The 22,660-nt window shown below is 59.1% G+C and carries 17 protein-coding genes; 12 read left to right on the forward strand and 5 right to left on the reverse strand.

Annotation, left to right across the window (positions count from 1 at the left end; genetic code table 11):
• The first annotated feature begins 14 nt into the window (after positions 1 to 14).
• Together recR and JOD69_RS02855 are read left to right on the forward strand one after the other, a co-directional pair.
• Positions 15 to 611, forward strand: coding sequence for a recombination mediator RecR (recR, locus tag JOD69_RS02850; protein ID WP_077728958.1), 597 nt, complete (start codon positions 15 to 17; stop codon positions 609 to 611).
• A 107-nt stretch (positions 612 to 718) separates the two neighbouring features.
• Positions 719 to 1,063 (forward strand): histidine triad nucleotide-binding protein, encoded by a 345-nt coding sequence (locus JOD69_RS02855; RefSeq protein WP_086135325.1) that lies wholly within the window; start codon positions 719 to 721, stop codon positions 1,061 to 1,063.
• 104 nt (positions 1,064 to 1,167) lie between these two features.
• Here the strand turns inward: JOD69_RS02855 and JOD69_RS02860 are convergent, their stop codons facing one another.
• Positions 1,168 to 1,617: a hypothetical protein gene (locus JOD69_RS02860; protein ID WP_240502423.1), complete on the reverse strand. Its 450-nt coding sequence runs from the start codon at positions 1,615 to 1,617 to the stop codon at positions 1,168 to 1,170.
• Positions 1,618 to 1,864: 247 nt separating this feature from the next.
• Here JOD69_RS02860 and JOD69_RS02865 point away from each other — a divergent pair, with 247 nt between their 5' ends.
• Positions 1,865 to 2,788: a 5'-nucleotidase gene (locus JOD69_RS02865; RefSeq protein ID WP_240502422.1), complete on the forward strand. Its 924-nt coding sequence runs from the start codon at positions 1,865 to 1,867 to the stop codon at positions 2,786 to 2,788.
• Between the two features lie 165 nt (positions 2,789 to 2,953).
• Here the strand turns inward: JOD69_RS02865 and JOD69_RS02870 are convergent, their stop codons facing one another.
• The 4 genes from JOD69_RS02870 to JOD69_RS02885 all read right to left on the reverse strand — a co-directional run bounded on the left by JOD69_RS02870 (position 2,954) and on the right by JOD69_RS02885 (position 9,489).
• Entirely contained in the window at positions 2,954 to 4,681 is a 1,728-nt protein-coding gene (locus tag JOD69_RS02870) for a cation:proton antiporter (RefSeq protein WP_086135324.1), read from the reverse strand.
• A gap of 88 nt (positions 4,682 to 4,769) precedes the next feature.
• The gene (locus JOD69_RS02875; protein WP_086135323.1) at positions 4,770 to 5,861 is read right to left on the reverse strand and encodes an ABC transporter ATP-binding protein; all 1,092 of its coding nucleotides are present in this window, start codon (positions 5,859 to 5,861) and stop codon (positions 4,770 to 4,772) included.
• Between the two features lie 88 nt (positions 5,862 to 5,949).
• Positions 5,950 to 8,025 (reverse strand): glucoamylase family protein, encoded by a 2,076-nt coding sequence (locus JOD69_RS02880; RefSeq protein ID WP_139841151.1) that lies wholly within the window; start codon positions 8,023 to 8,025, stop codon positions 5,950 to 5,952.
• Positions 8,026 to 8,394: 369 nt separating this feature from the next.
• The gene (locus JOD69_RS02885; protein ID WP_077728952.1) at positions 8,395 to 9,489 is read right to left on the reverse strand and encodes a phosphatidylinositol-specific phospholipase C; all 1,095 of its coding nucleotides are present in this window, start codon (positions 9,487 to 9,489) and stop codon (positions 8,395 to 8,397) included.
• Between the two features lie 416 nt (positions 9,490 to 9,905).
• On the opposite strand from JOD69_RS02885, the gene JOD69_RS02890 reads away from it, so the two are divergent.
• From JOD69_RS02890 to pmbA, 9 genes are all read left to right on the forward strand, one after another.
• Complete coding sequence (locus JOD69_RS02890) at positions 9,906 to 10,811, forward strand: hypothetical protein (protein ID WP_139841150.1); 906 nt, start codon at positions 9,906 to 9,908, stop codon at positions 10,809 to 10,811.
• Positions 10,812 to 11,203: 392 nt separating this feature from the next.
• The gene (nadA, locus tag JOD69_RS02900; protein ID WP_086135319.1) at positions 11,204 to 12,301 is read left to right on the forward strand and encodes a quinolinate synthase NadA; all 1,098 of its coding nucleotides are present in this window, start codon (positions 11,204 to 11,206) and stop codon (positions 12,299 to 12,301) included.
• A 184-nt stretch (positions 12,302 to 12,485) separates the two neighbouring features.
• Positions 12,486 to 12,953 (forward strand): 23S rRNA (pseudouridine(1915)-N(3))-methyltransferase RlmH, encoded by a 468-nt coding sequence (rlmH, locus tag JOD69_RS02905; protein WP_086135318.1) that lies wholly within the window; start codon positions 12,486 to 12,488, stop codon positions 12,951 to 12,953.
• 1 nt (position 12,954) lies between these two features.
• Complete coding sequence (locus tag JOD69_RS02910; protein ID WP_086135317.1) at positions 12,955 to 13,554, forward strand: nucleoside triphosphate pyrophosphatase; 600 nt, start codon at positions 12,955 to 12,957, stop codon at positions 13,552 to 13,554.
• 7 nt (positions 13,555 to 13,561) lie between these two features.
• Complete coding sequence (gene rng, locus JOD69_RS02915) at positions 13,562 to 15,016, forward strand: ribonuclease G (RefSeq protein ID WP_077728946.1); 1,455 nt, start codon at positions 13,562 to 13,564, stop codon at positions 15,014 to 15,016.
• Between the two features lie 9 nt (positions 15,017 to 15,025).
• The gene (locus tag JOD69_RS02920; protein ID WP_086135316.1) at positions 15,026 to 18,901 is read left to right on the forward strand and encodes a YhdP family protein; all 3,876 of its coding nucleotides are present in this window, start codon (positions 15,026 to 15,028) and stop codon (positions 18,899 to 18,901) included.
• Positions 18,894 to 19,715: a carbon-nitrogen hydrolase family protein gene (locus JOD69_RS02925; protein WP_086135315.1), complete on the forward strand. Its 822-nt coding sequence runs from the start codon at positions 18,894 to 18,896 to the stop codon at positions 19,713 to 19,715. The genes JOD69_RS02920 and JOD69_RS02925 overlap by 8 nt, the downstream gene beginning before the upstream one ends.
• A 54-nt stretch (positions 19,716 to 19,769) precedes the next feature.
• Complete coding sequence (gene tldD, locus JOD69_RS02930) at positions 19,770 to 21,215, forward strand: metalloprotease TldD (protein WP_086135314.1); 1,446 nt, start codon at positions 19,770 to 19,772, stop codon at positions 21,213 to 21,215.
• A 58-nt stretch (positions 21,216 to 21,273) separates the two neighbouring features.
• Positions 21,274 to 22,626 carry a metalloprotease PmbA gene (gene pmbA / locus JOD69_RS02935; RefSeq protein WP_077728942.1) on the forward strand — a complete coding sequence of 451 codons (1,353 nt, stop codon included), beginning with the start codon at positions 21,274 to 21,276 and terminating at the stop codon, positions 22,624 to 22,626.
• Positions 22,627 to 22,660: the final 34 nt, after the last annotated feature.

The following is a 22,660-nucleotide window of genomic DNA, read 5'->3' on the forward strand; positions in this document are numbered from 1 at the left end:
CCGCTCTATCGCCAATGCCAAAGACCGGGGCCTTGTCCCAATTGATGCAAGCCCTGCGCTGCCTGCCGGGCGTGGGTCCGAAATCGGCCCAGCGGATGACGTTCTATCTTCTTCAGCGCGACCGGCAAGGCGCGCGGAGTCTCGCCGAATCCCTGCTTTCCGCTCTCGAAAAAATCGGACATTGCGCGCTATGCCGCACCTTGACCGAAGGCGAACTGTGTAATATCTGCGCCAGTCCCAATCGCGACAGAACGCAGTTGTGCATCGTAGAAACGCCTGCCGAGGTTTATGCAATCAGTCAGGCAACCGGATTCAAGGGTCTCTTTTTCGTGCTCAACGGAAGGCTTTCTCCGCTGGATGGCATCGGCCCGGAGGAGTTGCGCCTCGATTTGTTGGAACAGCGGTTGAGGTCGGGCGAAGTCGCGGAAATCATCCTAGCCACCAATACCACGGTGGAAGGAGAAGCCACAGCTCACTACATCAGCGAGATGGCGAGGAAGAACGGAGTTCGGACGACCCGCATAGCCTACGGCGTACCCTTCGGCGGCGAACTGGAATACGTCGACGGCGCCACCTTGGCACATGCGTTCGACGGCCGCAAAGACTTTTGAACCTCGAGACGGCAGTTGACCGCTTTGATGGTGTAGAAAAGCCCTAGGGATTCCGACCGTCCAGCCTTACTATTCCCGTTTCTAGGTTAGACCCAGCGGAGGAAACGATGACGGATTGTCTGTTTTGCAAGATGGTCGCCGGCGACATCAAGCCTGCGGTGGTATACGAGAACGATCACGTGCTGGCGTTTCGGGATATTCGGCCGCGTGCACCGGTTCATGTGCTGGTCATACCGAAGCGGCACATCCCGACTCTCGACGATCTGCCCGAGGCCGACTCGGTATTGGCTTCCGAGCTACTGCAAGCGGCCAGGAAAGTCGCCCGATCCGAAGGCATCGCGGACACGGGCTACCGCACGGTCATCAATTGCCGAGGGGATTCCGGCCAAGAGGTCTACCACCTCCACCTCCACGTTCTCGGCGGACGCCCGATGAGCTGGCCGCCGGGTTAATGCCGACGCCGACGGGCTACTCAGATCCGGATTAAAGATCCGGCGTTTTTCCGCCGGATCTTTAATCCGCCACTACGGATTTTCCGGAAACCCCGGCCGGGTACTTATTCCTCCTCGTCTTCCGAGTGGAAATCGATACCCAGAATCGACCAATTCTTGAAATCCGTCGGGTCGTTCTCGACCAAACGGATTTTGCAAGCAAACTTCCTCTCCATCTGTCCCTTCTCGGGATCGACCACCCTGATGCCTGAACGAATGATGTAGGTTCGATTGCCCAAGGCCCACGCATCGTACTTGGCGTCGAGAAAGTCGGCATTTTCAGGCAACATACCCTCTTCTTTCATCGAATTTTTGCAGTGCATCAGCGCGAAGTCGGTACGTTCATTTTTGACGTTACCCAACTGTTCTTCTTCCGTTTCTTGCTCAAAGAACACATCCGATTCGACCACTTTCATCACGAAAGGAAGCACTGCTTTGTCCAAAAGGACATAAAGCAGGATGATGAAGAGGAATAAGAAAAGAAGTGAATACTTGCTACGCAATAAATCTTTCATGGCTGACGCTTTGTTATAGTCTTAGGTAAATTGACAATTGAATAATTTTGGCACGTTCATAAAAGGAGGACAGATTTTGCGGCAGCAGAAAAAAAATGTATATATTGATCGTTTAACCAAACGGCTTTTCGAAGCTCCCTCGGCTGGACGAAGCAACAGACCGCAAAACAGCAGCTAAGACCCCTCAGATTGCTATTAGTGCCCGCATTGACGTTACGAATTATTTTTCTATGGATTTTTTCGCGACGTGACCAGTCTTCCAGATTTGACAGCCAAGCTTACCAAACAGGATAAGAAACTGGTGGTGGCCATCTCGTCCAGAGCGCTATTCGACTTGGACGAATCCCACGCTATTTTCGAACAGGACGGCAAAGAAGCCTTCTGCCGGTACCAGGTCGAGCACGAAGACAGCGTCTTGGCGCCGGGCGTGGCTTTTTCGCTGGTCAAGAAACTCCTGGCGCTGAACCGGGTACTGGCCGCCCCGATGGTCGAGGTCATCCTGCTGTCGCGCAATAGCGCGGATACCGGACTTAGGGTTTTCAACTCGATTCGGCATCATGAGCTCGATATCTGTCGCGCGGCATTCACCAGCGGCCAATCGCCTTTCAATTACATCGCGGCTTTCGGCGCGCACCTGTTTCTCTCCGCGAACGCGGAGGACGTGGCCAAGGCCTTGGATGCCGGATATGCGGCGGCGACCATCATGTCGGCCAGCAAGTCCGCGAACGAGTCCGAACAACTGAGGATCGCTTTCGACGGCGATGCCGTGCTGTTTTCCGACGAATCGGAGCGCATCTATCGTTCCGACGGTTTGCAAGCGTTCACCGAAAATGAAATTACCGAGGCGCGAAATCCGCTCTCCGGCGGCCCGTTCAAAGCCTTTCTGGCCGCGCTCCACCAAATTCAGACCCTGTTCGGCCCGGACCAGTCGCCGATTCGGACCGCTCTCGTAACGGCCCGCGCGGCTCCCGCCCACGAACGGGTGGTCCGTACCTTGCGCGCCTGGAACATCCGCATCGACGAAGCGCTGTTTCTGGGCGGGATGGATAAAGGCCCGTTTCTGCGGGCGTTCGGCGCGGACATTTTTTTCGACGACCAAAAAGGCCATTGCGAATCCGCCTGCCTCCACGTCGCCACCGGCCACGTACCGCACGGCATCGCCAATCGTTAGCGTCCTACGCTTTTAAAACCGGCGTCAGCGGACTTCCGGACCACGTCACACAAATGCTCGGAAAAGTAACGCCTTCTTTTCCTCCGGAGCGTGTCGTGAGCCCAACATGTAAGTCGGGTTGAGAAACGAAACCGGGCATTTTCGCGGAAATGGCGGGATCCTTCGTCATCCGAGCCTACTAGTCCACCTCAAATGCCTATGGCGCTTCCGCTCGGCGTCGATTTGCTCCTCGACCTCGCCTTTTGAAAAACCGAGCATGGTCAGAACTTCCGCCGCAATCAGCAGGCTGGCCTCGAACATCTCGGGCACCACGTGATTGGCGCCGGCCATGATCAAGCCGGTGTAATCGCTGTGGTGCTGGGTCCTGACGATGATGGGCAGCGCATAGCCCGACGAGCGTATTTTCGAAACCGCTCGCTGGGCTTCCTTAAGCGATTTGAAGGTTAGGATCGCCAGGCGCGCGCGGGCGATGTGGCAACGCTCGAGCAGCTCGATCCGCTCGCAACTCCCGTAAATCACCAACTCGCCGTCCTTACGCCCTTTTTTGACCTGCTCGCTGTCGATATCCATCGCGATAAACGGAATCTGGTTGGTCCGCAAAAATCTCCCGATCATTTGCCCGACCCTACCATAACCGGCAAGGATCACGTGATCGCTCAAATCCGGCGGGACATGCTCACTCTCTCTGTCGCGCGCCGAGAACCGCTGCCCTGCCATTCCGGCCAGAGCTTCGCTGATTTCGAAGTTGTAGCGGATCAGCACGGGACTCAAAACCATAGTGGCCCAGGCAATCAAAAGCACCCGTGAACTGGTGTCCGTGGCGAGTATGCCCACTTCGGTGGCCAAGGCGATCAGGGCGAAACCGAACTCGCTCACCTGAGCCAACAGCAGCCCGGCCTTGCAGGCGGTGGGGAAGGATTCGCCGACGATCAGAGCCGATGCGACTGTGATGGCCCATTTGCCCAGTACCACCAAGGCGGTACCGATCAGGAGCATGGACCACTCGCCGCTCAACAGCCCGATGTCGAGCTTCATGCCGAGACTCGCGAAAAACAGTCCCATCAAGATATCGCGGAACGGCCGTATGCTCATCTCGACCTGATGGCGGAATTCGCTCTCGCCCAGCATGACCCCGATGATGAAGGCGCCGAGCGCCATCGATAGGCCAAAGGCACTCATCAGCCAACCGGAGAGCAATACGATTACCAGAGTCGTCAGCACGAAGATTTCTTCGGATTGAATCTTGGTGATCTCATAGAAAACGTGCGGCAACACCCATCGCGCCACGCCGAGAAGAAAACCTCCCAAGAGCAGACTCGATCCGAGAGTCCACGCGATTTGCCGGTAAACCGGTTGATCGGGGGTAACGGCGAGCGCCGGAATGAGTATCAAAAGAATTACGGCGGCGAGATCCTGAAGAATCGAAACGCTTATGGACAGCTGGGCGTGGTGCCGATTGATGAGTCTCAGCTCATTTAATTCCCGCACGATGATCGCGGTCGACGACACCGTCAGCGCACCGGCGATCACCAGAGAGGCGGCGGACGAATAACCGCCGAACCAGATCAGGACGCCGGACATTACGGCGATCGTAAGGGTCAGTTGCAATACCCCCAAGCCGAACACCGACCGGCGCAGAGCGAGCAGCCTGGGCAGGGAGAATTCGAGCCCCAGATCGAATAGCAGGAAGGTGACGCCCAGATCGGAGAAGAGACGGATATTCGCGTCGTCTTTCACCAGGCCCAGCGCATAAGGCCCAATCACGGCGCCGGCGAATAGATAAGCCAGAATGTCCGGAATGCGGAAACGCCGAAAAACGACGACACTGACCAGCGAACTGGTCAGAATGACCAGCAGTTCAAGAAAAAATGCCGGTTGTTTCCAGTCGATCATGACTACCCCGGCTTAGGCGTGGCAGCTACTTTATAGATAAAGCCGGCGGCGAATAAATATCCGACAGGCGCTTATCCCGTTCGTTCAGCTAATCGAACAAGTAAATTTGATCCGGCGATACCGTCAAGCGAACGGCCTCATCCTTGGAGAAGAGATGCAATCCGGGCAGTCTTGCCGTCCAGACCGGCGCATCCGACAGTTGATCGCTGGCGCGTCCGGGACGAAAGTGAAGCAAAGTCTCGTGGCCCAGGTATTCCGCGTTGACGACTACGGCCGGAAAGCCGTTTCCGCCCTCTTCCGACAAACGCACGGCTTCCGGGCGAAAACCCGCGGTTACCGGCAAGCCGCGGTCGCGAAGGCTTGCCGCGCACTTGTCGGGCAACACCAGGAGGGCTTGTCCGTTGACCAAGAGTTGCAAGCGTCCGTCTAAGTCCTTTCGCAATTCCGCGGTAAACAAATTCATCGGCGGGTTGCCGATAAATCCCGCGACGAAGGCATTCGCCGGATGCTCATACAGTTCCTTGGGATTGGCCACCTGCTGAATGCGGCCTTGATCCAGCACGGCGATACGCTGCCCCAAGGTCATGGCCTCCACCTGGTCGTGAGTGACATAGATCATGGTTGCGCCCGTGCGCCGCTGCAGATCGCCGATTTCCGCCCGAACCTGAGTGCGCAGCTTCGCATCGAGATTCGATAGCGGTTCGTCGAGCAAGAACACCGTCGGCTCCCGCACCAGCGCCCGCCCCATGGCGACACGCTGACGCTGGCCGCCGGAAAGCTGCTTGGGCAGGCGGTCCATGACATCCCCCAATCCGAGCATGTCCGCGGCCCAGCCTACCCGCCGTCTGATTTCCTCCTTGGAGAGCTTCCGCATCTTCAAGGGAAATTCGAGATTGCCGCGCACAGTCATGGTCGGGTACAAGGCATAATCCTGGAACACCATGGCGATATTCCGCTGCTGCGGACTGAGCTCGTTCGCCACGCGGTCGCCGATTCTTATGATTCCCCCGGTGATCTCCTCGAGTCCCGCGAGCAGTCTCAGCAGGGTGGATTTGCCGCAACCCGAGGGACCGACGAAAACCATCAGCTCGCCGTCCTCGATGCGGAGACTCAGGTCGGAAATGGCCCGATGGCCATTCGGATAGGTTTTATCGACGTGCTCGAATTCGACGCTGGCCATCCTCGACAGGCCTAAAGTGGATGATGGACGTTTCGGCGCGCTGCGCCGCGATCGAAGGTGCGGATAAGCTTCGCTGTCGATGCCACGGTCAAGGCGCCTGATCGACGAACTTCTCGAAGCCGATCAGGGGCAAGGCCCGTTGTACGATCGGATCGGCCGCGAAGCGCTTCTGCACCGCATGGTCGGCGAGATGGTCCGCCAGAGCCACGAGAATCATCGCCTGATTCAGGCACAGATAGTTGTACGCCACTTCGCCCGTCACCGGATTCACCGCGTCGTAGAATCCGAAATCGCCGTAAATGGGATAAAGTTCGATCAGTTTCCGCAAATTGACCGCCGCTTCGGAGGGTTCGGTGAGCAGGGCCAGGGCCGCCGCATGAGGCGTTACCACGCCCTCGCCGTAGCCCGCCGCACCGAGAAACTTTACCCCGTACTCCGAATAACGGTCCGCGCCCGGAGTAGAACTGGGCGACATGCCCCAGACCGGATAACCGAGCGACTCCAGCGCGTATGCCCGCTGTATGTCGGTATGCACTTTGCCGTTGTAGCCGAGGCTGCCCGGTGCGTGCTGCGCTTCATCCAGCACCAGCGCCGGCATCAGCGCCTCGAACAAACTGCCTCCCCACGAAGGCACATAGCGGTAATCCCGCCATTGGTAATAGCCGCCGATCCAGCGAAAACCGTTCACGCTCTTCTCCGTGCGCTCCAGAGGCGTAAGCGACTGCCAATCGAATTCCGCCGGCAGGGTGCGCGCCATCCTGAACCAGTGTTCCTCGGGAACATCGCCCTTGCCGATGGCGATCAAGCTTCCGATGCGGGATTCGGCGTAAAACACCCCGTAATGGAAGGTCGACCGCAAGGCCATGTTCACATAATACCCGTGGGACATGAGCTTATGGTCGGGATCGTAAAAAAAACGGTAGTTGCCGTTTTCGATCAGCCGCGTGCAACGGGCAGCGAACTCCGGAAACGTCTGCCGCGCAACGACGAGACCCGCCGTCAGCCAGGACGAATCCACGAACGAGACGAAATTGCTGGTACGCTCCAGTGTCGTGGTGTTGTAGTAATTGAAATAAAAGCCCCGATAGGTTTCCAGAACTTCCAAGGTCGCGAGCGTCGCCGCGAGCCGTTCCAGCGCCTGCTCGCGGGTAATGAATCCGAGCTCGTGAGCGGCAACCACCGCTAGAAAATGAAAACCGATATTGGTGACGCTAGTGTAATCGCCGATTTTCGAAACCGAGAGATCGACGGAGCCGTTGCCGAAATGCACGCGATCCAGCGGCAAACCGTGCAGCTTGTCGGTCAAAGCGTCGAGGCCGCGCCAGGTATCCTGCGCGATGCGGCGGAGAAATTCCCGCTCGTCGGCAGGCAGGGTTTTGCCGTCGATCAAGGGCGTAGCGGGCCAGCCGGCCAGTCGCTCCCGCAGTTTGGGACGCGCCGCCGCTTCGCCGCCTAAAGCGTCTTCCCAGGCTTTCTTCTTTTCGGCGATGACTAGATCGCCGGTGCCGGGCCCCGGTTTGCCGGTTTTGATCAGCGCGATATCGTCGATCCAATAGGCCCCATTATGGACGCGCATCTCGCGCGGCGAAAAAGTAATGACGAAGGAAGACAATTGGCTCCAGTCCTTGATGCCGATCATGTAATTCAAAGGCACGACGACCTGTTTCCATTGATCGGTAATACCGCTCACCATAAAGCTGCCGACTTCCTTCATCCCGCTCCCTGCCGGTTCCGGACGGCGAAACTGCACCTCGAACTCGGGGTTGAAACCCTCGGCCGGATCTCCCTTGACCCAGAACCTCAAATGATCGTAGTCCGCCGCATCCAGCGAGTTCAAATTCAGCGACGCGCTGAACTCGCCGCTGGTTTCCGGGAGATCCACCGAATCGGTCTTTGGCGGCAAGGCGTATCTCACCTGGAGGGACCTCCCCGAAACACCGTTCGTTCGGTCTTCGCCCAGCCGAAACGCCATGCTGGCCGGTTGTCGCTCCACTATGATCTTCCAATCGCTCAATAAGGCGGCTTCGTCCGCCTTACCGTCGAAATCCGCCAAATGAAATTCTTTTAATAAAGGTTCGTCGCTCAGGCCCAGATCGCTTCCCTTAACCGAAACAGCCATCAAACCCAGGCCGACCGTCAATAACAATTGCTGGATTAGGTTCACATCTCCGCCCGCCGGTTATCGTCTTATTGAGCACGAATCGGCTAATTTCATTAAAGTCGCTAAGAATAGAGGATGCCGGCAGGCATCTCAATTCGCGGACGGCGGGCTCGTGCGATGCCGAGTATGCGTAGTTCTCGTGCAGCTCGGCTTATTTCCAGGTCTGAAAAAAGTCTCCGCGTGAAACGGTCATGCTTTTTCGAACCGCCTCAGACAGCATTGCGCAATGGAATGGATTCCAAGCGGAACGATGTACCCCATTTTATTTCCAGTTTCAGCATGAGCGATGCTTTTCACGGTGTGCCAAGATAATAAGAGGGGTGGCAATGCCTCCTCATCTTGCCACCCCTTCATGTGCTCCACCGCTCGAGACTACCTGCGATTCAGCGCGATGATGTTCTCGATCAAGCTTCTACCGGGAAAATCGGCCCAGATGAGGCCGACGCGGGGATAGGGGATGCGCTCCCGGTCTTTGTTTCTCGGGTCCATGTTGAGCAGGTCCACCGTCATCCGCTGCGTCAGAAGCCAAAGGTTGGTCAACTGGTTGGTGCCCAGAAAGGCGATGGAGCAGATGCCCAACACGCAGTTGACCCGCGGAAAATCCGGATACCAGTCCTTCCAGCCCGGCGTGGTCAGGCCGGTCATCAGTTGGGGCGCGTTGGTGCCCGGCGAGCTATGGCCGCTGGCGACGAAGTAGGGAAAAGCGATTTCGGCGCCGTTCAAGCCGATGGAAAAAACCGTATCGGTCGACGCCGTCGCGGCCAGTTGGAGCTGGGATTTGACCGAGGTCCATTTGTCGTAGAGTTTCCAGTTGGTGCTGACTTTCCAATCGTTATCCCGCTTGACGAAGCGGTCGTAATCGAGACCCACTGCGGGCGAGTGATAGAAATTCTGAATGACGACGACCTTGCCTCGGGTTTCGCCCAGGGTCGGATTCTCGCCGGTATACTCCCAGAACAGACCGGGATACCGGGACTTGTAGTCGTCGAAGGTTTCGGCGAAGGACCGGGTGTTTCCCTTGGCCGGCGTGATGTCTGTGGTTTCCGACTGGATATACATGTAAACGGTTTCCCGGGGGTTTTGATTCAGGAACTGCTGCACGGCGTCCAGCACGGTCTCGAAGCTCGCAAACTGGTACACGAAGCCGTGATAGATCTGGAAAGTGTTTTCGTAATGGCGGCAGCGGATATCCAGTGCCCGGATGCCCGCATCGAGTTGTTTCGCGAGCGACATGGATTGCGCCTGAGCATAGTCGCCGCCGTACAACGCCATGGTGTCGTGGGTTCCCGGCACGGATAGTTCGCTGAACTTGCGGCTATCGGGCAGCGAACTCATCCACTGCGGATTGCGGGCGCCGTTGTCGGCGTCGTGCGAATAGGCGGAGTTGTCGATGGCCAGGGAAACCGTGCTTCCCAGGGCGGTGGCTGCGGTAAGGAACCAGGCGGTCAGTGTTTTAAGAGTGTTCACGGCTCGTCTCCTGAATGTATGTAAAGAGATTTCTTTTCGGGTACGGTGACGATGCGTACTGGCGCAAACCGCGGGCCAACACTCGCCTCCTCATGTAAGCGACTGAATTGACTGGGTTATGCCTAAGAGCATGGGGCAGCGAGCCGATCGTAATCCGTCGAGGAATTACGATATTTCGTACACAAAACGATATGGCGTAAAAATGGCGCTGATTTGAGGGGGGCGACCGAGGGGGAACCCAATCCGAAGCGCGTCACCCTGCCTGGCGAGCTTCCCGAGTGCGGGAATTCGGCGCGCGTGTGTCCAGTCTTCGAGGCGATGGCATCCCGGTTGCTTTCAAGGTAAAAGCGCCGTCGTGCCCGGCGGGGCATGGCGAAAGTAACGGGCGAACCCACACCGAACGAGGTCTTGTGATCATGATCCACCGGAAAACCATTTTAGGAGCCGTCGTACTGTTGGCGGGAGTTTGCGGCGAAGCGCTTCCGGCCACTTCCACGGTTGAGCCCGAAGCGCGCTATACCGATCAGCGCCTGAGCCTGCGCTGCGAAAATCAAACCTTGCAGCGTTGCCTGGAAGAAGTCGGGGCCGCCGCCGGAATCCGCTTCCTCATCGGCGAGGCGGAAGCCGACCGCCGAAAGGTATCGGTGACGTTCGCCGACCTCGACGTGCCCGAGGCGCTGCGACGACTGCTCGACGGTTATTCCTTCGTAGCTTATCCCGACAACCAAGGACGTTGGGTGACGCGAGTCCTGGGAAATCCGGGCAGCGCGGACACGCTCCGGCTGATCGCCGCGGAGCCGAAACCCGCTCCCGGCGAGCCTAAGAGCCTGGACGAGTTCCGCCCACTGCCCGGATCGTACGCGGGGATCGATCCGGACGAAGCAAGAGATCCCGAAGCCCAACAGAAACTTTTCGAAGAGGCTCAAAGGCGCCGACTGTCCGCTTCGGTGGAACGGGCCCTGGATGCCTTACGATCGCCGTATAGCCGATTGCACGAGGAGGCGCTGGATGTACTGGAGGGCGTTGACGATCCCAGGGCTACGGAAGCGCTGATCGCCACCGCCCAAGCGTCCGGCCGCACCTCCGAGTTCCGTCAGCGTGCAGCGCACCACTTATGGCAGCATGGCGCTAGTCAGGGATTCCGCGATCGTGCGGTGATCGATGCATTCGAGCGACTCGCCGGAGATGCCGATCAAGGAGTGCGGTCGTTTGCGCAACGCGTGGTGCGGGACTGGAACGTCGCCATGAACTCGGGTGCCGAGACTGGCGAGGCTTCCACAGAAACAACGATGACGGAATTAGATGGCGGCGCCATTCCCTGACCGGCCTGCTGCGGCGGAAGCTGAAACTGGTCGGTCATCGCGGCCTGACTCAACGTTAACTGTCTCCGGGAAAACCGGGGCGGTTCAGCTGGACGGTGCACGCACCGCGCTGGAACGCGAAAGCTTTAGCGTGAACAAGGCTGCGCACCGGGCCGGTTTCACCAGTGCCGCCAACTTCGCCACCGCGTTTCGCCGCCAATTCGGCGCCCCCCCTGAATCAACTGCGTCCGCGGAACTGAGTCGGAATATCCCAAACGTCAGTCCGCATTTCTCAGATTGATTCGCAACAAGACCACACCGTCGATCCCGTTCGCGCTACCTATTACGCACTATTTTGCTGTGTTATTATCGGCCTCCACACTGCCTTATTTCACTCGTGTTACCGCCGAATTATGTCCGTATCCGCTCTTGCCATACAGCAATTTGCCCTATTGGATGACGCCGAGTGCGAGCAACGAATCATCGCCGCGAAGCGAAAACTCGGCGATCGTTGCGTGATTCTGGGCCATCATTACCAGCGCGATGAGGTGTTCCGCCACGCCGACCTGACCGGCGATTCCCTCAAGCTGTCCCGCGAAGCCTCCAAGTCCAGTGCCCAGTACATCGTGTTCTGCGGCGTGCATTTCATGGCGGAGGTGGCGGATATCCTGTCGCGTCCCGAACAAATCTCGATTCTCCCCGACCTCGCGGCCGGCTGCTCGATGGCCGACATGGCGAACTTGGCCGCCGTCGAGCGGTGCTGGAACGAACTCGGTCAACTGTTCGATCCCGACGAAATCGTGACGCCGGTGACCTACATCAATTCCGCAGCCGATCTGAAAGCCTTCTGCGGGCGGCATAACGGCATCGTCTGCACCTCCAGCAATGCCCAAAAGATTCTCGACTGGAGCTTCGCCCAGCGGCAGAAAGTGCTGTTCTTTCCCGACCAGCACCTCGGACGCAACACCGGCTATCGCATGGGCATTCCGCTCGACGAGATGGTGACCTGGGATTTCGCCAAACCCATGGGCGGCCTGACCGAAGAGGAAATCCGCCGGGCGAGGATCATTCTCTGGAAGGGCTTCTGCTCGGTGCATCAGATGTTCCGTCCCGAGCATATCGACCGCTTTTTGGAGCGTTACCCGGACACACGGGTGATCGCCCATCCCGAGTGTTCTTTCGAAGTCTGCCAGAAAGCCCAGTACATCGGCTCGACCGAATACATTCTGAAAACCGTACGCGAGGCGGAGCCGAACACCCGCTGGCTGGTGGGCACCGAGCTCAACCTGGTCAATCGGCTGGCCGAGGAACTCAAGCCGCGGGGCAAGGAAGTTCATTTCATGTCCCCGACCGTGTGCATGTGCTCGACGATGTTCCGAACCGATCCGCAACACTTGCTCTGGGTGTTGGAAAACCTGGTGGAAGGACACGTCGTCAACCGCATCAAAGTACCCGAGGGTGACGCACGCTGGGCCAAGCTGGCTCTGAACAAGATGCTGCAACTGGCTTGATTCGCAACGCGTCGATGGCGAGCCGGTAGGATGCGCTGACGCAAGGAAGCGAATCGTTCGCAACCGATGCGCTTCCCTTCGGTCAGCACATCCTACGTGCTTTTTCTTTCAGCCACCCCATTTGTCGCAGTCGGTAAATTAGGCCGATTGCCTTATAATTCGTTTTTTTGTCCCGCGCTGTCACATGCGGATTCATTTGGTGGCCGTCGGTAACCGTATGCCGGATTGGGTGACGGAAGCTTATTCGGAGTATGCCAAACGCCTGCCCCGGGAGTGCGAACTGGCGCTGAAGGAAATCGCCCCGGCGAAACGCGGGAAGAATGCCGACATCGTCCGACTGACCGAGGATGAAGGAGAGCGGATGCTGGCGGCATTGCCGCGCGATGTGCATGTAGTCGCGCTCGATGTGGCGGGAAAGGAGTGGAGCACGCCGGACTTGGCCGCAGCTTTGGCGCGCTGGCTGGAAAGCGGACGCGACGTGGCGCTTCTGGTGGGAGGACCGGACGGACTCTCTCCGGCTTGCCTGGAACGCGCGAATCAACGATGGAGCTTATCGAAGTTGACTTTTCCTCACCCGGTGGTGCGTATCATCGTAGCCGAGCAGATCTACCGGGCGTGGAGCATTCTGCAGCATCACCCTTATCACCGATAGCATGGACACCCGAAGTCCGCAGATTATTTTGGCGTCGGCATCGCCCCGCCGCCGCGAACTGCTCGATCAACTCGGCATCGCCTATGACGTGATGCCGGCCGCAGTTCACGAACACCCGCAGCCGAACGAGTCCCCCGAAGCCTATGTCCAGCGCGTGGCGGCGGAAAAATCGCTCGAAACATGGAAGAGCAGCGGCGGCAGGCTGCCGGTATTGGCGGCGGATACCGAGGTCGTATTGGACGGGAACATCTTGGGCAAGCCGCAAGATTTCGAGCACGCTTCGCGCATGCTCTCGCAGCTGGCCGGTAGGGAGCATCGGGTCCTGAGCGCCGTTTCGCTGCGGAAAGGCGACCGGCATTGGGAAGCGCTGAGTGTCAGCAGCGTGAGCTTTCGCCGAATGAGCCAGGAAGAAATCGAAGCTTACTGGGCCACCGGCGAACCCCGCGACAAAGCCGGCGCCTACGCCATTCAGGGCAAGGGTGCGGTCTTCATTCGGCATCTGTCCGGCAGCTACTCGGGCGTCATGGGTTTGCCGCTTTTCGAGACGGCGGAACTGTTGAAATGTGTCGGGATCTCGGTCCTCAACGTTTCTGCCACCTAGCCGGCGCATGAGCGACGAAATACTCATCAACGTCACACCGCGGGAGACTCGCGTAGCCATCGTCGAAAACGGCGTCTTGCAAGAGGTCTTGATCGAGCGAACCCGCCGCCGCGGGCTGGTCGGCAACATCTACAAGGGCAAGATCTGCCGAGTGCTGCCCGGCATGCAGGCCGCTTTCGTGGACATCGGGCTGGAACGGGCGGCATTCCTGCACATATCGGATCTAGGAGCCACCGATCGGGAGAAAACACCGACCGACCAGATCGAGCTGATTTTTCACGAAGGGCAGGAACTGGTCGTACAAGTCGTCAAAGACCCCATAGGTGCCAAGGGCGCGCGGCTCACCACCGAAATCGCCATTCCGTCGGTGTACGAGGTCTATATGCCTTACAGCCGAACCTGCGGCGTATCGCAGCGCATCGAGTGCGCTCAGGAACGGATTCGGCTGCGCACCGTCATCGAAACCTTTCAGAAGGAGCACGCCACCGGAGGATTCATCTCGCGCACCGCCGCCGAGGGCATCGAAGAAACCGCGCTCCGCACCGACATGCTGTTCCTGCTCAAGCTGTGGAACTCCATCGCTCAGCGGATCAAGACCGTCAAGCCGAAAACCTTGCTTCATGAGGACCTGCCGCTCAGCATGCGGGTCTTGCGCGATCTGCACCGCGCCCGAGTCGAGAAAATTCGGGTCGATTCTCGCGAAACCTACGGTCGCCTGGTCAAGTTCGCCAAGGAATTCGTTCCGGAACTGGCTCCCCTCGTCGAGCATTATTCCGGCGAACGGCCTTTGTTCGATCTTTACGGCGTCGAGGACGAAATACAGAAGGCTCTGGAGCGCCGGGTCATGCTCAAGTCAGGCGGCCATCTGGTGTTCGACCAGACCGAGGCGATGACGACCATCGATGTCAACACCGGCGCCTTCGTCGGCGGACGCAGCCTGGAAGAAACCATCTTCAAGACCAATCTGGAGGCGGCCCAAGCCATTGCGCGCCAGCTACGGCTGCGCAATCTCGGCGGCATCATCATCATCGATTTCATCGACATGCGGGACGAGGACCACAAGCAGCAGGTCCTGCAAGCGCTGGAAAAAAGCCTGGAAAAGGACCACGCCAAGAACACCATCAGCGAGGTGTCTTCGCTCGGGCTGGTGGAAATGACGCGTAAGCGCACCCGCGAGAGCCTCGAGCACATCCTGTGCGAGCCCTGTCCGGCGTGCAGCGGACGCGGGGTGTTGAAAACGCCGGAAACGGTCTGCATGGAGATTTTCCGCGAAGTCATTCGCGAAGTGCGTCAATATAATGTCCAGGAACTCCTCGTGCTGGCATCCAACGAAGTCGTCGAGCGACTGCTGGACGAGGAAGCCGACACCTTGTCGGAACTGGAGACATTCCTAGGGGTTCGCATCAAATTCCGCGCCGAAACGCAGTATACCCAGGAGCAATACGATGTCGTCCTGCTGTAGCGCCGTCTTTTGAAAAGAATTCTTCGTTTTACCCACCGAACGGCGCTGTATTTCGGTCTTTGCTTCATTGTCATATTGGCGCTGACGGTTACTGTCCTGCGCTTCTGGCTGTTTCCCGGAGCGGCGGAGTATCGCCGCCGCCTGGAAACCGAAATCGGTTTCCTGATCGGCGAAACCGTCCGAATCGACGAACTGTCGGCCCGCCTGCATGGCTTCCATCCCGAGTTTTCCCTGAACGGCTTCCATATCCTGGACTCGCAAGGCCAGCCGGCGATCCGATTCGCCGCAATCCGCGTCGACGTCGATCCGCTTCGCACCTTGTTGACCGGCCAACCCAGCTTCGACCGGCTGAAGATTATCGGAGCGAAACTCTCGATCCGGCGCAGGCAAGACGGCACGATCGGCATCGTAGGTCTGCACGTGCGCGACCAGCCGCCGGCCTGGCTCATGGGCGACGGCCGCTTCGAACTGTTGGACTGCGATCTGGAATGGCTGGATTTGCAAGGGAACAAACCGTCTCTGCACTTAGGACGGGCGAATATCCGGCTTGCCAACAAAAACGGAAAACATAAGCTCGGTGCCGATATCATCTTGCCTCAAAGTCTGGGCCAAGCATTCCGGCTTGTCCTGAATGCGGAAGGCGATCTCTTCCGGGCCGAGGAGTGGTCCGGAAAGCTTTACCTCGAAGGAAAGCGCATCGATACGGCCCGGATAGCCGACGCCTTATCGACGCCGCGTTTCGCCATGAAATCCGGAATAGCGGATTTCAGACTTTGGGGAAACTGGAACGGCGCGCTGAATTCCGTGACGGGAGACGTCAAGCTCGCAAAGCCGTTATTCGTTTTCCATGGGGATTCAAACACCGAAAATCAGCTGGCTTTGGCCTCCCTGGAAAGCCGGTTCAGGTGGCAACTGGAAAACGACGGCTGGCGACTGGATCTCGATCGCTTCAGGCCGGCGTTGACCGACACCTGGCCCAAGACCCGCCTTTCCTTCGCCCTCACCCGTCGCGCCGACGGAACGCCTGCCGTCATACGCGCCGCGGCGTCGTACCTCGAATTGGGCGATATCAACACCGTCTTGCACGCTCTCCCGGTGCTCGGCGAAAAAGCCGACGGAATGTTGAGGGACTTGGCCCCGCGCGGCACCGTACGGAATACCAGTTTCTTTTTCGCACCCGGAAGATCGCTGGGCGAACGCGTAGCCCTGTGCGGAACATTCGACGATTTTGGCTCGAATGCCTGGCAATCGCTTCCGGGCGTTTCCGGTTTCGCCGGAAAACTCTGCGGTACCGACAAAACCGGCCGGATCTCGGTATCAGTCGAAAACGGGGATATCCAACCGGCCGCGCTGGGACTGAAGAGCCCGGTTCATCTGAATAAGGCCACGGCCGATCTGTCCTGGCGGCAAACCGACACGGATTGGTCGATTTCATCCCGTTCGCTTTCGCTCGAAAACGCCGATCTCGCCGCACGCGGCCGGTTCGGAGTCGTCCTGCCGAAAAGCCCAAATGCCTCTCCCTTCCTCGATCTTCGCGTGCAACTCGGCGAAACGACTGTGGCCGCCGTCAAGAATTACCTGCCTTTCGCCGTAATCCCCCAAACTTCGCGTTGGTTGGAGCAGGCGCTGATCGGCGGACAAGTCCGAAATGCCCATCTCCTGTTTCACGGCGCGATCGCCGATTTCCCGTTTTATCGGAACGAAGGCGTATTCGAATCCTCGATCGAAGCGCAAAACATCGAACTTCGCTTTCATCCGGACTGGCCGCCGCTGACCCAAACCGACGTCCGCGTGCAATTCCACGGTCCCGGCATGGAAATCGGCTCGACCAAAGGACGAATCGGCCAGGGCCAGATTGTGGAAGCGCACGCCGAAACCAAGGACCTAAAGTCTTCGCCTTGGCTCAAACTGAGCGGAACCGCTCGCGCGACGGTGCCGGATGCCCTGGATTTTCTCGCCCACACTCCCCTTCGGGATATCCCTGAACGGCTCGGCAAGTTCGTGAGCACCGCCGGCGAAACGGATATTTCGCTGAACCTGACCATTCCGCTCGATCAAAAACTGGGCGATACCGAAGTCGAAGGCAAAGCGGAATTCAAAAATGCGACCCTCCGCGTCGAGGATGCCGGGCTGGAACTGGGGCACATCAACGGCCCCTTGCATTTTACGCGAACCGGTTTGAGCGCCGATGCCATTCGAGCCTCGGCGTTCGATCGTCCCGCCGTCATCCGCATCTCGGGACAGAAGGCCGAGACTTCGGTCGAGATCAAAGGCCGCATCGGCGTGTCGGACCTGCAGGAACAAATCCCCGGCAGTCTTTGGCGATGGGCGCGGGGAGCCACGGATTATCGGCTCAATCTCCGGATTCCGGAATCGCTCGATACCGAAAGCGATCCGCTGGTTCTGTCGCTGTCGTCCGGAATGACGGGCCTGGAGTTGAATCTGCCGGCGCCACTCGGAAAGCGCGAAAAAGCGAGAAAAGATCTATTCATCGAAACGGCGATTCTCGCCGGCAGCAAGATCCCGCTTCGGCTGAGCTATGGACACGATGTCACCGCACGGCTCAGGCTCTCGGAATCTGATACCGGCATCGAGCTGGAAAGGGGCGATATCGCCATCGGAACACCGCTCCCCTCCTCCTCATCGAAACCCGGCCTCGCAATTTTCGCCCGACTGGATGAACTCGAAGCCGCCGAATGGCGACGCTTGCTGCCCAACTCCTCGGACGAGCCGGGCAGTACCGGTCTCTTGCGTAAACTGGAACTGAACGTCGGGACGCTATATTGGAACAAAGAAACCTTGGGTCCCCTGATCATCGACATGGAGAGCGAAGACCGACATTGGCGGGGCCATATCGCCAGCGCTTACGGCAAGGGGGGCTTCAAAGCCACGGCCGATTCGATCGCTTTCGATCTGGAACACCTCAAGTTACCGAAACTGAAGGCCAATAAAGCCGGACCGGCGAACATCGAACCCATCGATCCGTCCGCCGTACCGAATCTGGCGCTTAATGCCAAGCGGCTACTCTGGCAGGACGCCGATTTAGGCCCATTCACACTTCAAACCGAACGCCACGCTCATGGCATGATCATAAGAACACTCGAGGGCGGGACCAAAAATCACCGCTTCGACATCCACGGCAGTTGGACACGGTCGGCGGACCAAACCGTATCCACGCGTATCGAGGGGAAACTCCGCATCGAGGACATGGGTGATTTGTTGACCGTCATCGGTTATTCCGGCGAGGTCAGGGAAACCCCTTCCGACGTCGACTTCACTTTGTCCTGGCCGGGCGCGCCCCAGCAATTTTCCCGTGCCAGCGTCAACGGCGACATCCGGATGAAGCTGGGCAAAGGCGCGATTCTCAAGGTCGAGCCGGGGCTGGGCCGGGTGCTCGGTATGTTAAACTTGGACACGTTGTGGCGCAGGCTGTCCTTCGATTTCAGCGATTTGTTCGGCAAGGGCCTAGCCTATGACAGCGTCCTGGGAACCTTTCAGCTCGGCAACAGTCAAGCCGTAACGAAGGGTTTTCTAATCGATGCGGTTCCCGCCAAGATCGTCATCAACGGCCGCGCCGGATTGGTGGCGAGAGATTTGGATCAAGTCGTCACCGTCATACCCCACACCAGCGTCGCTCTGCCCATTGCGGGCGCTCTGGCCGGCGGACCCGCAGTCGGGGCTGCCGTGCTTCTGGCACAACAACTGGTCGGCGAGGAAGTGGACAGCATCACCGCGACCCACTACGCCGTCAAGGGTAGTTGGGACGAACCGCAAATCACCAAGATTAGCCGCAACCTGCCGCTCGACATTCTCGACCGGGCCTGGAGCGGCATGAAAGATTTATCAGGTTTTGGCACCGAAACGGAGAAAAAGACGAATGAGTAAAACGGTTCTCGCCGCCATCCAGATGGCGTCCAGTCCCAATGTCAGCGCCAACCTCATCGAGGCGGGGCGACTAGTCGAGAAAGCCGCGTCCCGGGGCGCTTCCCTGGTCGTGCTCCCGGAAAATTTCGCCATCATGGGTACATCCGAAGCCGACAAACTGGCCGTAGCCGAAGCCGACGGTTCCGGACCGATCCAGGATTTTCTCGCCCAGACGGCGGAGCGGCTGAAGGTCTGGCTGGTCGGCGGCACCATGCCGATCCGCGCCGACAACGGCAAAGTCCGCGCTGCCTGCCTGGTTTATAACGACAAAGGCGAGCGGGCAGGACGCTACGACAAGATTCATCTGTTCGACGTCAACGTGCCCGGCACCGACGAACAGTATCACGAGTCCAAGACCATAGACGCCGGCAGCGAGGCTCTGGTCCTGGACACGCCGTTCGGGCGACTCGGTTTGTCGATTTGCTACGATCTCCGCTTCCCCGAACTGTTCCGGCAGATGGCGGACAGCGGCATGGACATTCTCGTCGTTCCCTCGGCCTTTACTGCGCAAACCGGCGCCGCTCACTGGGAAATCCTGGTGCGCGCCCGTTCGGTCGAAAACCTGTGCTACACCGTCGCCGCCAATCAGGGCGGGTTTCACGTCAACGGCCGCGAAACCTTCGGCCACAGCATGATCGTGGACCCTTGGGGCCAGGTGCTCGGCAGCCTTCCACAGGGCGCCGGTGTGGTGACTGCGGAATTCGACCGCGACCGGCTGCAGAAAGTGCGGGCCGCGTTTCCGGCCCTGACCCACCGCAAACTGCATTGCCGCTGAGGGCTATGGCGTGTAGGCTAGTTTTTATCATCAGCTTAATTCTCACACCTCATCATGAGTCATGATCCTCTTGTAATCGCCCGGCAAACCCTGCTGGAGCCGGCTGGACTCATAGGCGGCGACATCGACCGCGTCATGGGACAGCTCTTGAGCGCGTCGGTGGATGCCGCCGACGTCTATCTGCAATCCACCCGGTTCGAGTCCTGGATGCTGGAAGACGGCATCGTGAAGGAAGGCAGCCACAGCATAGAACAAGGCGCCGGGGTACGCGCCGTTTCCGGCGAAAAGACCGGATTCGCCTACAGCGACGAAATTACGCTGCCGACCCTGCTCGAAGCCGCCAAGAACGCGCGAGCCATCGCTCGAGAGGGAGCACAGGGCAAACGGGAAGTCTCCGGACTATACCGCCCGCCACAGCTTTATCTGCCGATCGATCCGCTGCAATCGTTGCCCGAAGAAGAGAAAATCGCCCTCCTCAAACGTCTGGACGAGGAATGCCGGAGACTCGATCCGCGCGTCGAACAGGTCATGGTGAACCTTGCCGGCAGCCACGAAGTCGTTCTGGTGATCGGCCAGGACGGAGCGCTCCATGGCGACGTGCGTCCGCTTGTGCGGCTCAACGTCAGCGTGATCGTCCAGGAAAACGGGCGCCGCGAACAAGGCAGCTGCGGCGGCGGCGGCCGCGCGGATTACCGCTTCTTTTTGGAAGAAGACCGGGCCATCGAATACGCACGGGAAGCCGTGCGCCAGGCCCTGGTGAATCTGGAAGCGGTCGAAGCTCCCGCGGGAACCATGACCGTGGTCTTGGGACCCGGCTGGCCGGGCGTTTTGTTGCACGAAGCGATAGGCCATGGACTCGAAGGCGATTTCAACCGCAAAGGCACTTCGGCCTTCGCCGGGCGAATCGGCGAACGCGTGGCTTCGCCGCTCTGTACGGTAGTCGACGACGGCACCCTGCCCGGCCGGCGCGGTTCGCTCAATATCGACGACGAAGGCACGCCGACGGAATGCACGGTTTTGATCGAAAACGGCATTCTCAAGGGCTACATGCAGGACAAGCTCAACGCCCGGCTCATGGGCGTATCGCCGACCGGCAACGGCCGCCGCGAATCCTATGCCCACCTGCCCATGCCCCGCATGACCAATACATACATGCTGGCGGGACCTCACGACCCGCAGGAAATCATCGGTTCGGTGAAAAAAGGGCTGTTCGCCAAGAACTTCGGCGGCGGCCAGGTCGACATCACCTCGGGCAAATTCGTGTTCTCCGCCAGCGAAGCCTATTTGATCGAAGACGGGAAAATCACCCGGCCGGTCAAAGGCGCGACCCTGATCGGCAACGGCCCGGACGTGCTGACCCGCGTCAGCATGGTCGGCAACGATTTGCAGCTCGATACCGGCGTCGGCACCTGCGGAAAGGACGGCCAGAGCGTACCCGTGGGCGTCGGCCAGCCGACCTTGCGGGTGGACGGGCTGACCGTGGGCGGTACTCGGGTTTAAGACCAGCGCCCCACCCGTTCCTATATCCGAACGATTTAACGATTAGAAGGAGCCATCCGTGCAGGAACCCACGACTTTCGCACGTGAAGCAAAACAACTCGAACAATTGAAATCCCTGGTGGCGGATTGCCTGGCCGAAGCCCGGCGGCAAGGCGCCACCTCGGCGGAGGCCGGCGTCAGTCTGGAGCACGGCCTTTCCGTCACCGCGCGGATGGGCGAGGTCGAAACCATTGAACATCATCGCAGCCGCGGACTCGGCGTCACCGTCTACGTGGGCCAGCGCAAGGGTTCGGCCAGCACCACCGACCTCAGCGCGACGGCGATGCGGGAAACCGTAGAAGCCGCGTGCCGGATCGCTCAATACGCGGCCGAAGACGAATATGCCGGATTGCCCGACCGGGACATGCTGGCCACCGAGTTCCCCGATCTCGACGTTTATCATCCCTGGGACCTGGACGCGGAAACCGCCATAAACCTGGCGATAGGCTGCGAAAATGCCGCACGCCAGTTTCATCCCGAAATCGTCAATTCCGAGGGCGCGAGCCTCAACACCTTCCAAGGGTTACGAGTCCTGGGCAACTCGCTGGGATTCCTGCATGGCTATGCGTCCAGCCGCCACAGCCTGAGCTGTTCGGTCATCGGCCAGCGGGGCGACAGCATGCAGCGGGACGATTGGTGGACCGTGGCGCGAGACGCCCGAGACATGGAAGCGGCCGAGCTGGTGGGCCGAAAGGCCGCCGAGCGCACGGTAAAGCGGCTCGGCGCCCGTTCGCTGAGCACCCGGCAATGCCCGGTCATCTTCGCGGCGGATATCGCGTCCAGCCTGCTGGGCCATCTCATCGGCGCCATCCGCGGCGGCAATCTCTATCGGAAGTCGTCGTTCCTGCTCGACCATCTGGGAAAGCAGATCTTCCCGGCCTTCATACGAATTCGCGAGGAACCGCACCTCAAGAAGGCCTTGGGCAGCGCACCCTACGACGCCGAGGGCGTTCGGACCCGACCTCACCACATCGTCAAGGACGGCATACTCGAATCCTATGTGTTGAGCACATACTCAGCCCGCAAGCTCGGCATGAAAACCACCGGCAATGCCGGCGGCGTGCACAATCTCGTCATCGACCCCGGCGAACTCGATTTAGAGGGCTTGCTGAAACGCATGAACACGGGACTTCTCGTCACCGAGCTGATGGGCCAGGGCGTCAATCCGGTCACCGGCGATTATTCCCGCGGCGCATCCGGATTTTGGGTGGAGAACGGCGAGATCCAGTTCCCCGTGGAGGAAATCACCATCGCGGGCAACCTGAAAGATATGTTCATGAATCTACAGGCCGTCGGAAACGATGTAGACCTGCGGGGCAATACCCGAACCGGATCTATTTTGCTCGAAAAGATGACGGTAGCGGGGAATTGAAGTTCCCCTGACGGAGACACCTTCGTCGGCAAGG

This window comes from Methylocaldum sp. RMAD-M (assembly GCF_017832375.1).
Classification (GTDB): Bacteria; Pseudomonadota; Gammaproteobacteria; order Methylococcales; family Methylococcaceae; genus Methylocaldum.

What these genes read in the sequence shown, in the direction of transcription:
- recR (WP_077728958.1), top strand. Translation starts at nt 15, where the DNA reads ATGCCAAAGACCGGGGCCTTGTCCCAATTGATGCAAGCCCTGCGCTGC.
- JOD69_RS02855 (WP_086135325.1), top strand. Translation starts at nt 719, where the DNA reads ATGACGGATTGTCTGTTTTGCAAGATGGTCGCCGGCGACATCAAGCCT.
- JOD69_RS02860 (WP_240502423.1), bottom strand. Translation starts at nt 1,617, where the DNA reads ATGAAAGATTTATTGCGTAGCAAGTATTCACTTCTTTTCTTATTCCTC.
- JOD69_RS02870 (WP_086135324.1), bottom strand. Translation starts at nt 4,681, where the DNA reads ATGATCGACTGGAAACAACCGGCATTTTTTCTTGAACTGCTGGTCATT.
- JOD69_RS02875 (WP_086135323.1), bottom strand. Translation starts at nt 5,861, where the DNA reads ATGGCCAGCGTCGAATTCGAGCACGTCGATAAAACCTATCCGAATGGC.
- JOD69_RS02890 (WP_139841150.1), top strand. Translation starts at nt 9,906, where the DNA reads ATGATCCACCGGAAAACCATTTTAGGAGCCGTCGTACTGTTGGCGGGA.
- nadA (WP_086135319.1), top strand. Translation starts at nt 11,204, where the DNA reads ATGTCCGTATCCGCTCTTGCCATACAGCAATTTGCCCTATTGGATGAC.
- rlmH (WP_086135318.1), top strand. Translation starts at nt 12,486, where the DNA reads ATGCGGATTCATTTGGTGGCCGTCGGTAACCGTATGCCGGATTGGGTG.
- JOD69_RS02910 (WP_086135317.1), top strand. Translation starts at nt 12,955, where the DNA reads ATGGACACCCGAAGTCCGCAGATTATTTTGGCGTCGGCATCGCCCCGC.
- rng (WP_077728946.1), top strand. Translation starts at nt 13,562, where the DNA reads ATGAGCGACGAAATACTCATCAACGTCACACCGCGGGAGACTCGCGTA.
- JOD69_RS02925 (WP_086135315.1), top strand. Translation starts at nt 18,894, where the DNA reads ATGAGTAAAACGGTTCTCGCCGCCATCCAGATGGCGTCCAGTCCCAAT.
- tldD (WP_086135314.1), top strand. Translation starts at nt 19,770, where the DNA reads ATGAGTCATGATCCTCTTGTAATCGCCCGGCAAACCCTGCTGGAGCCG.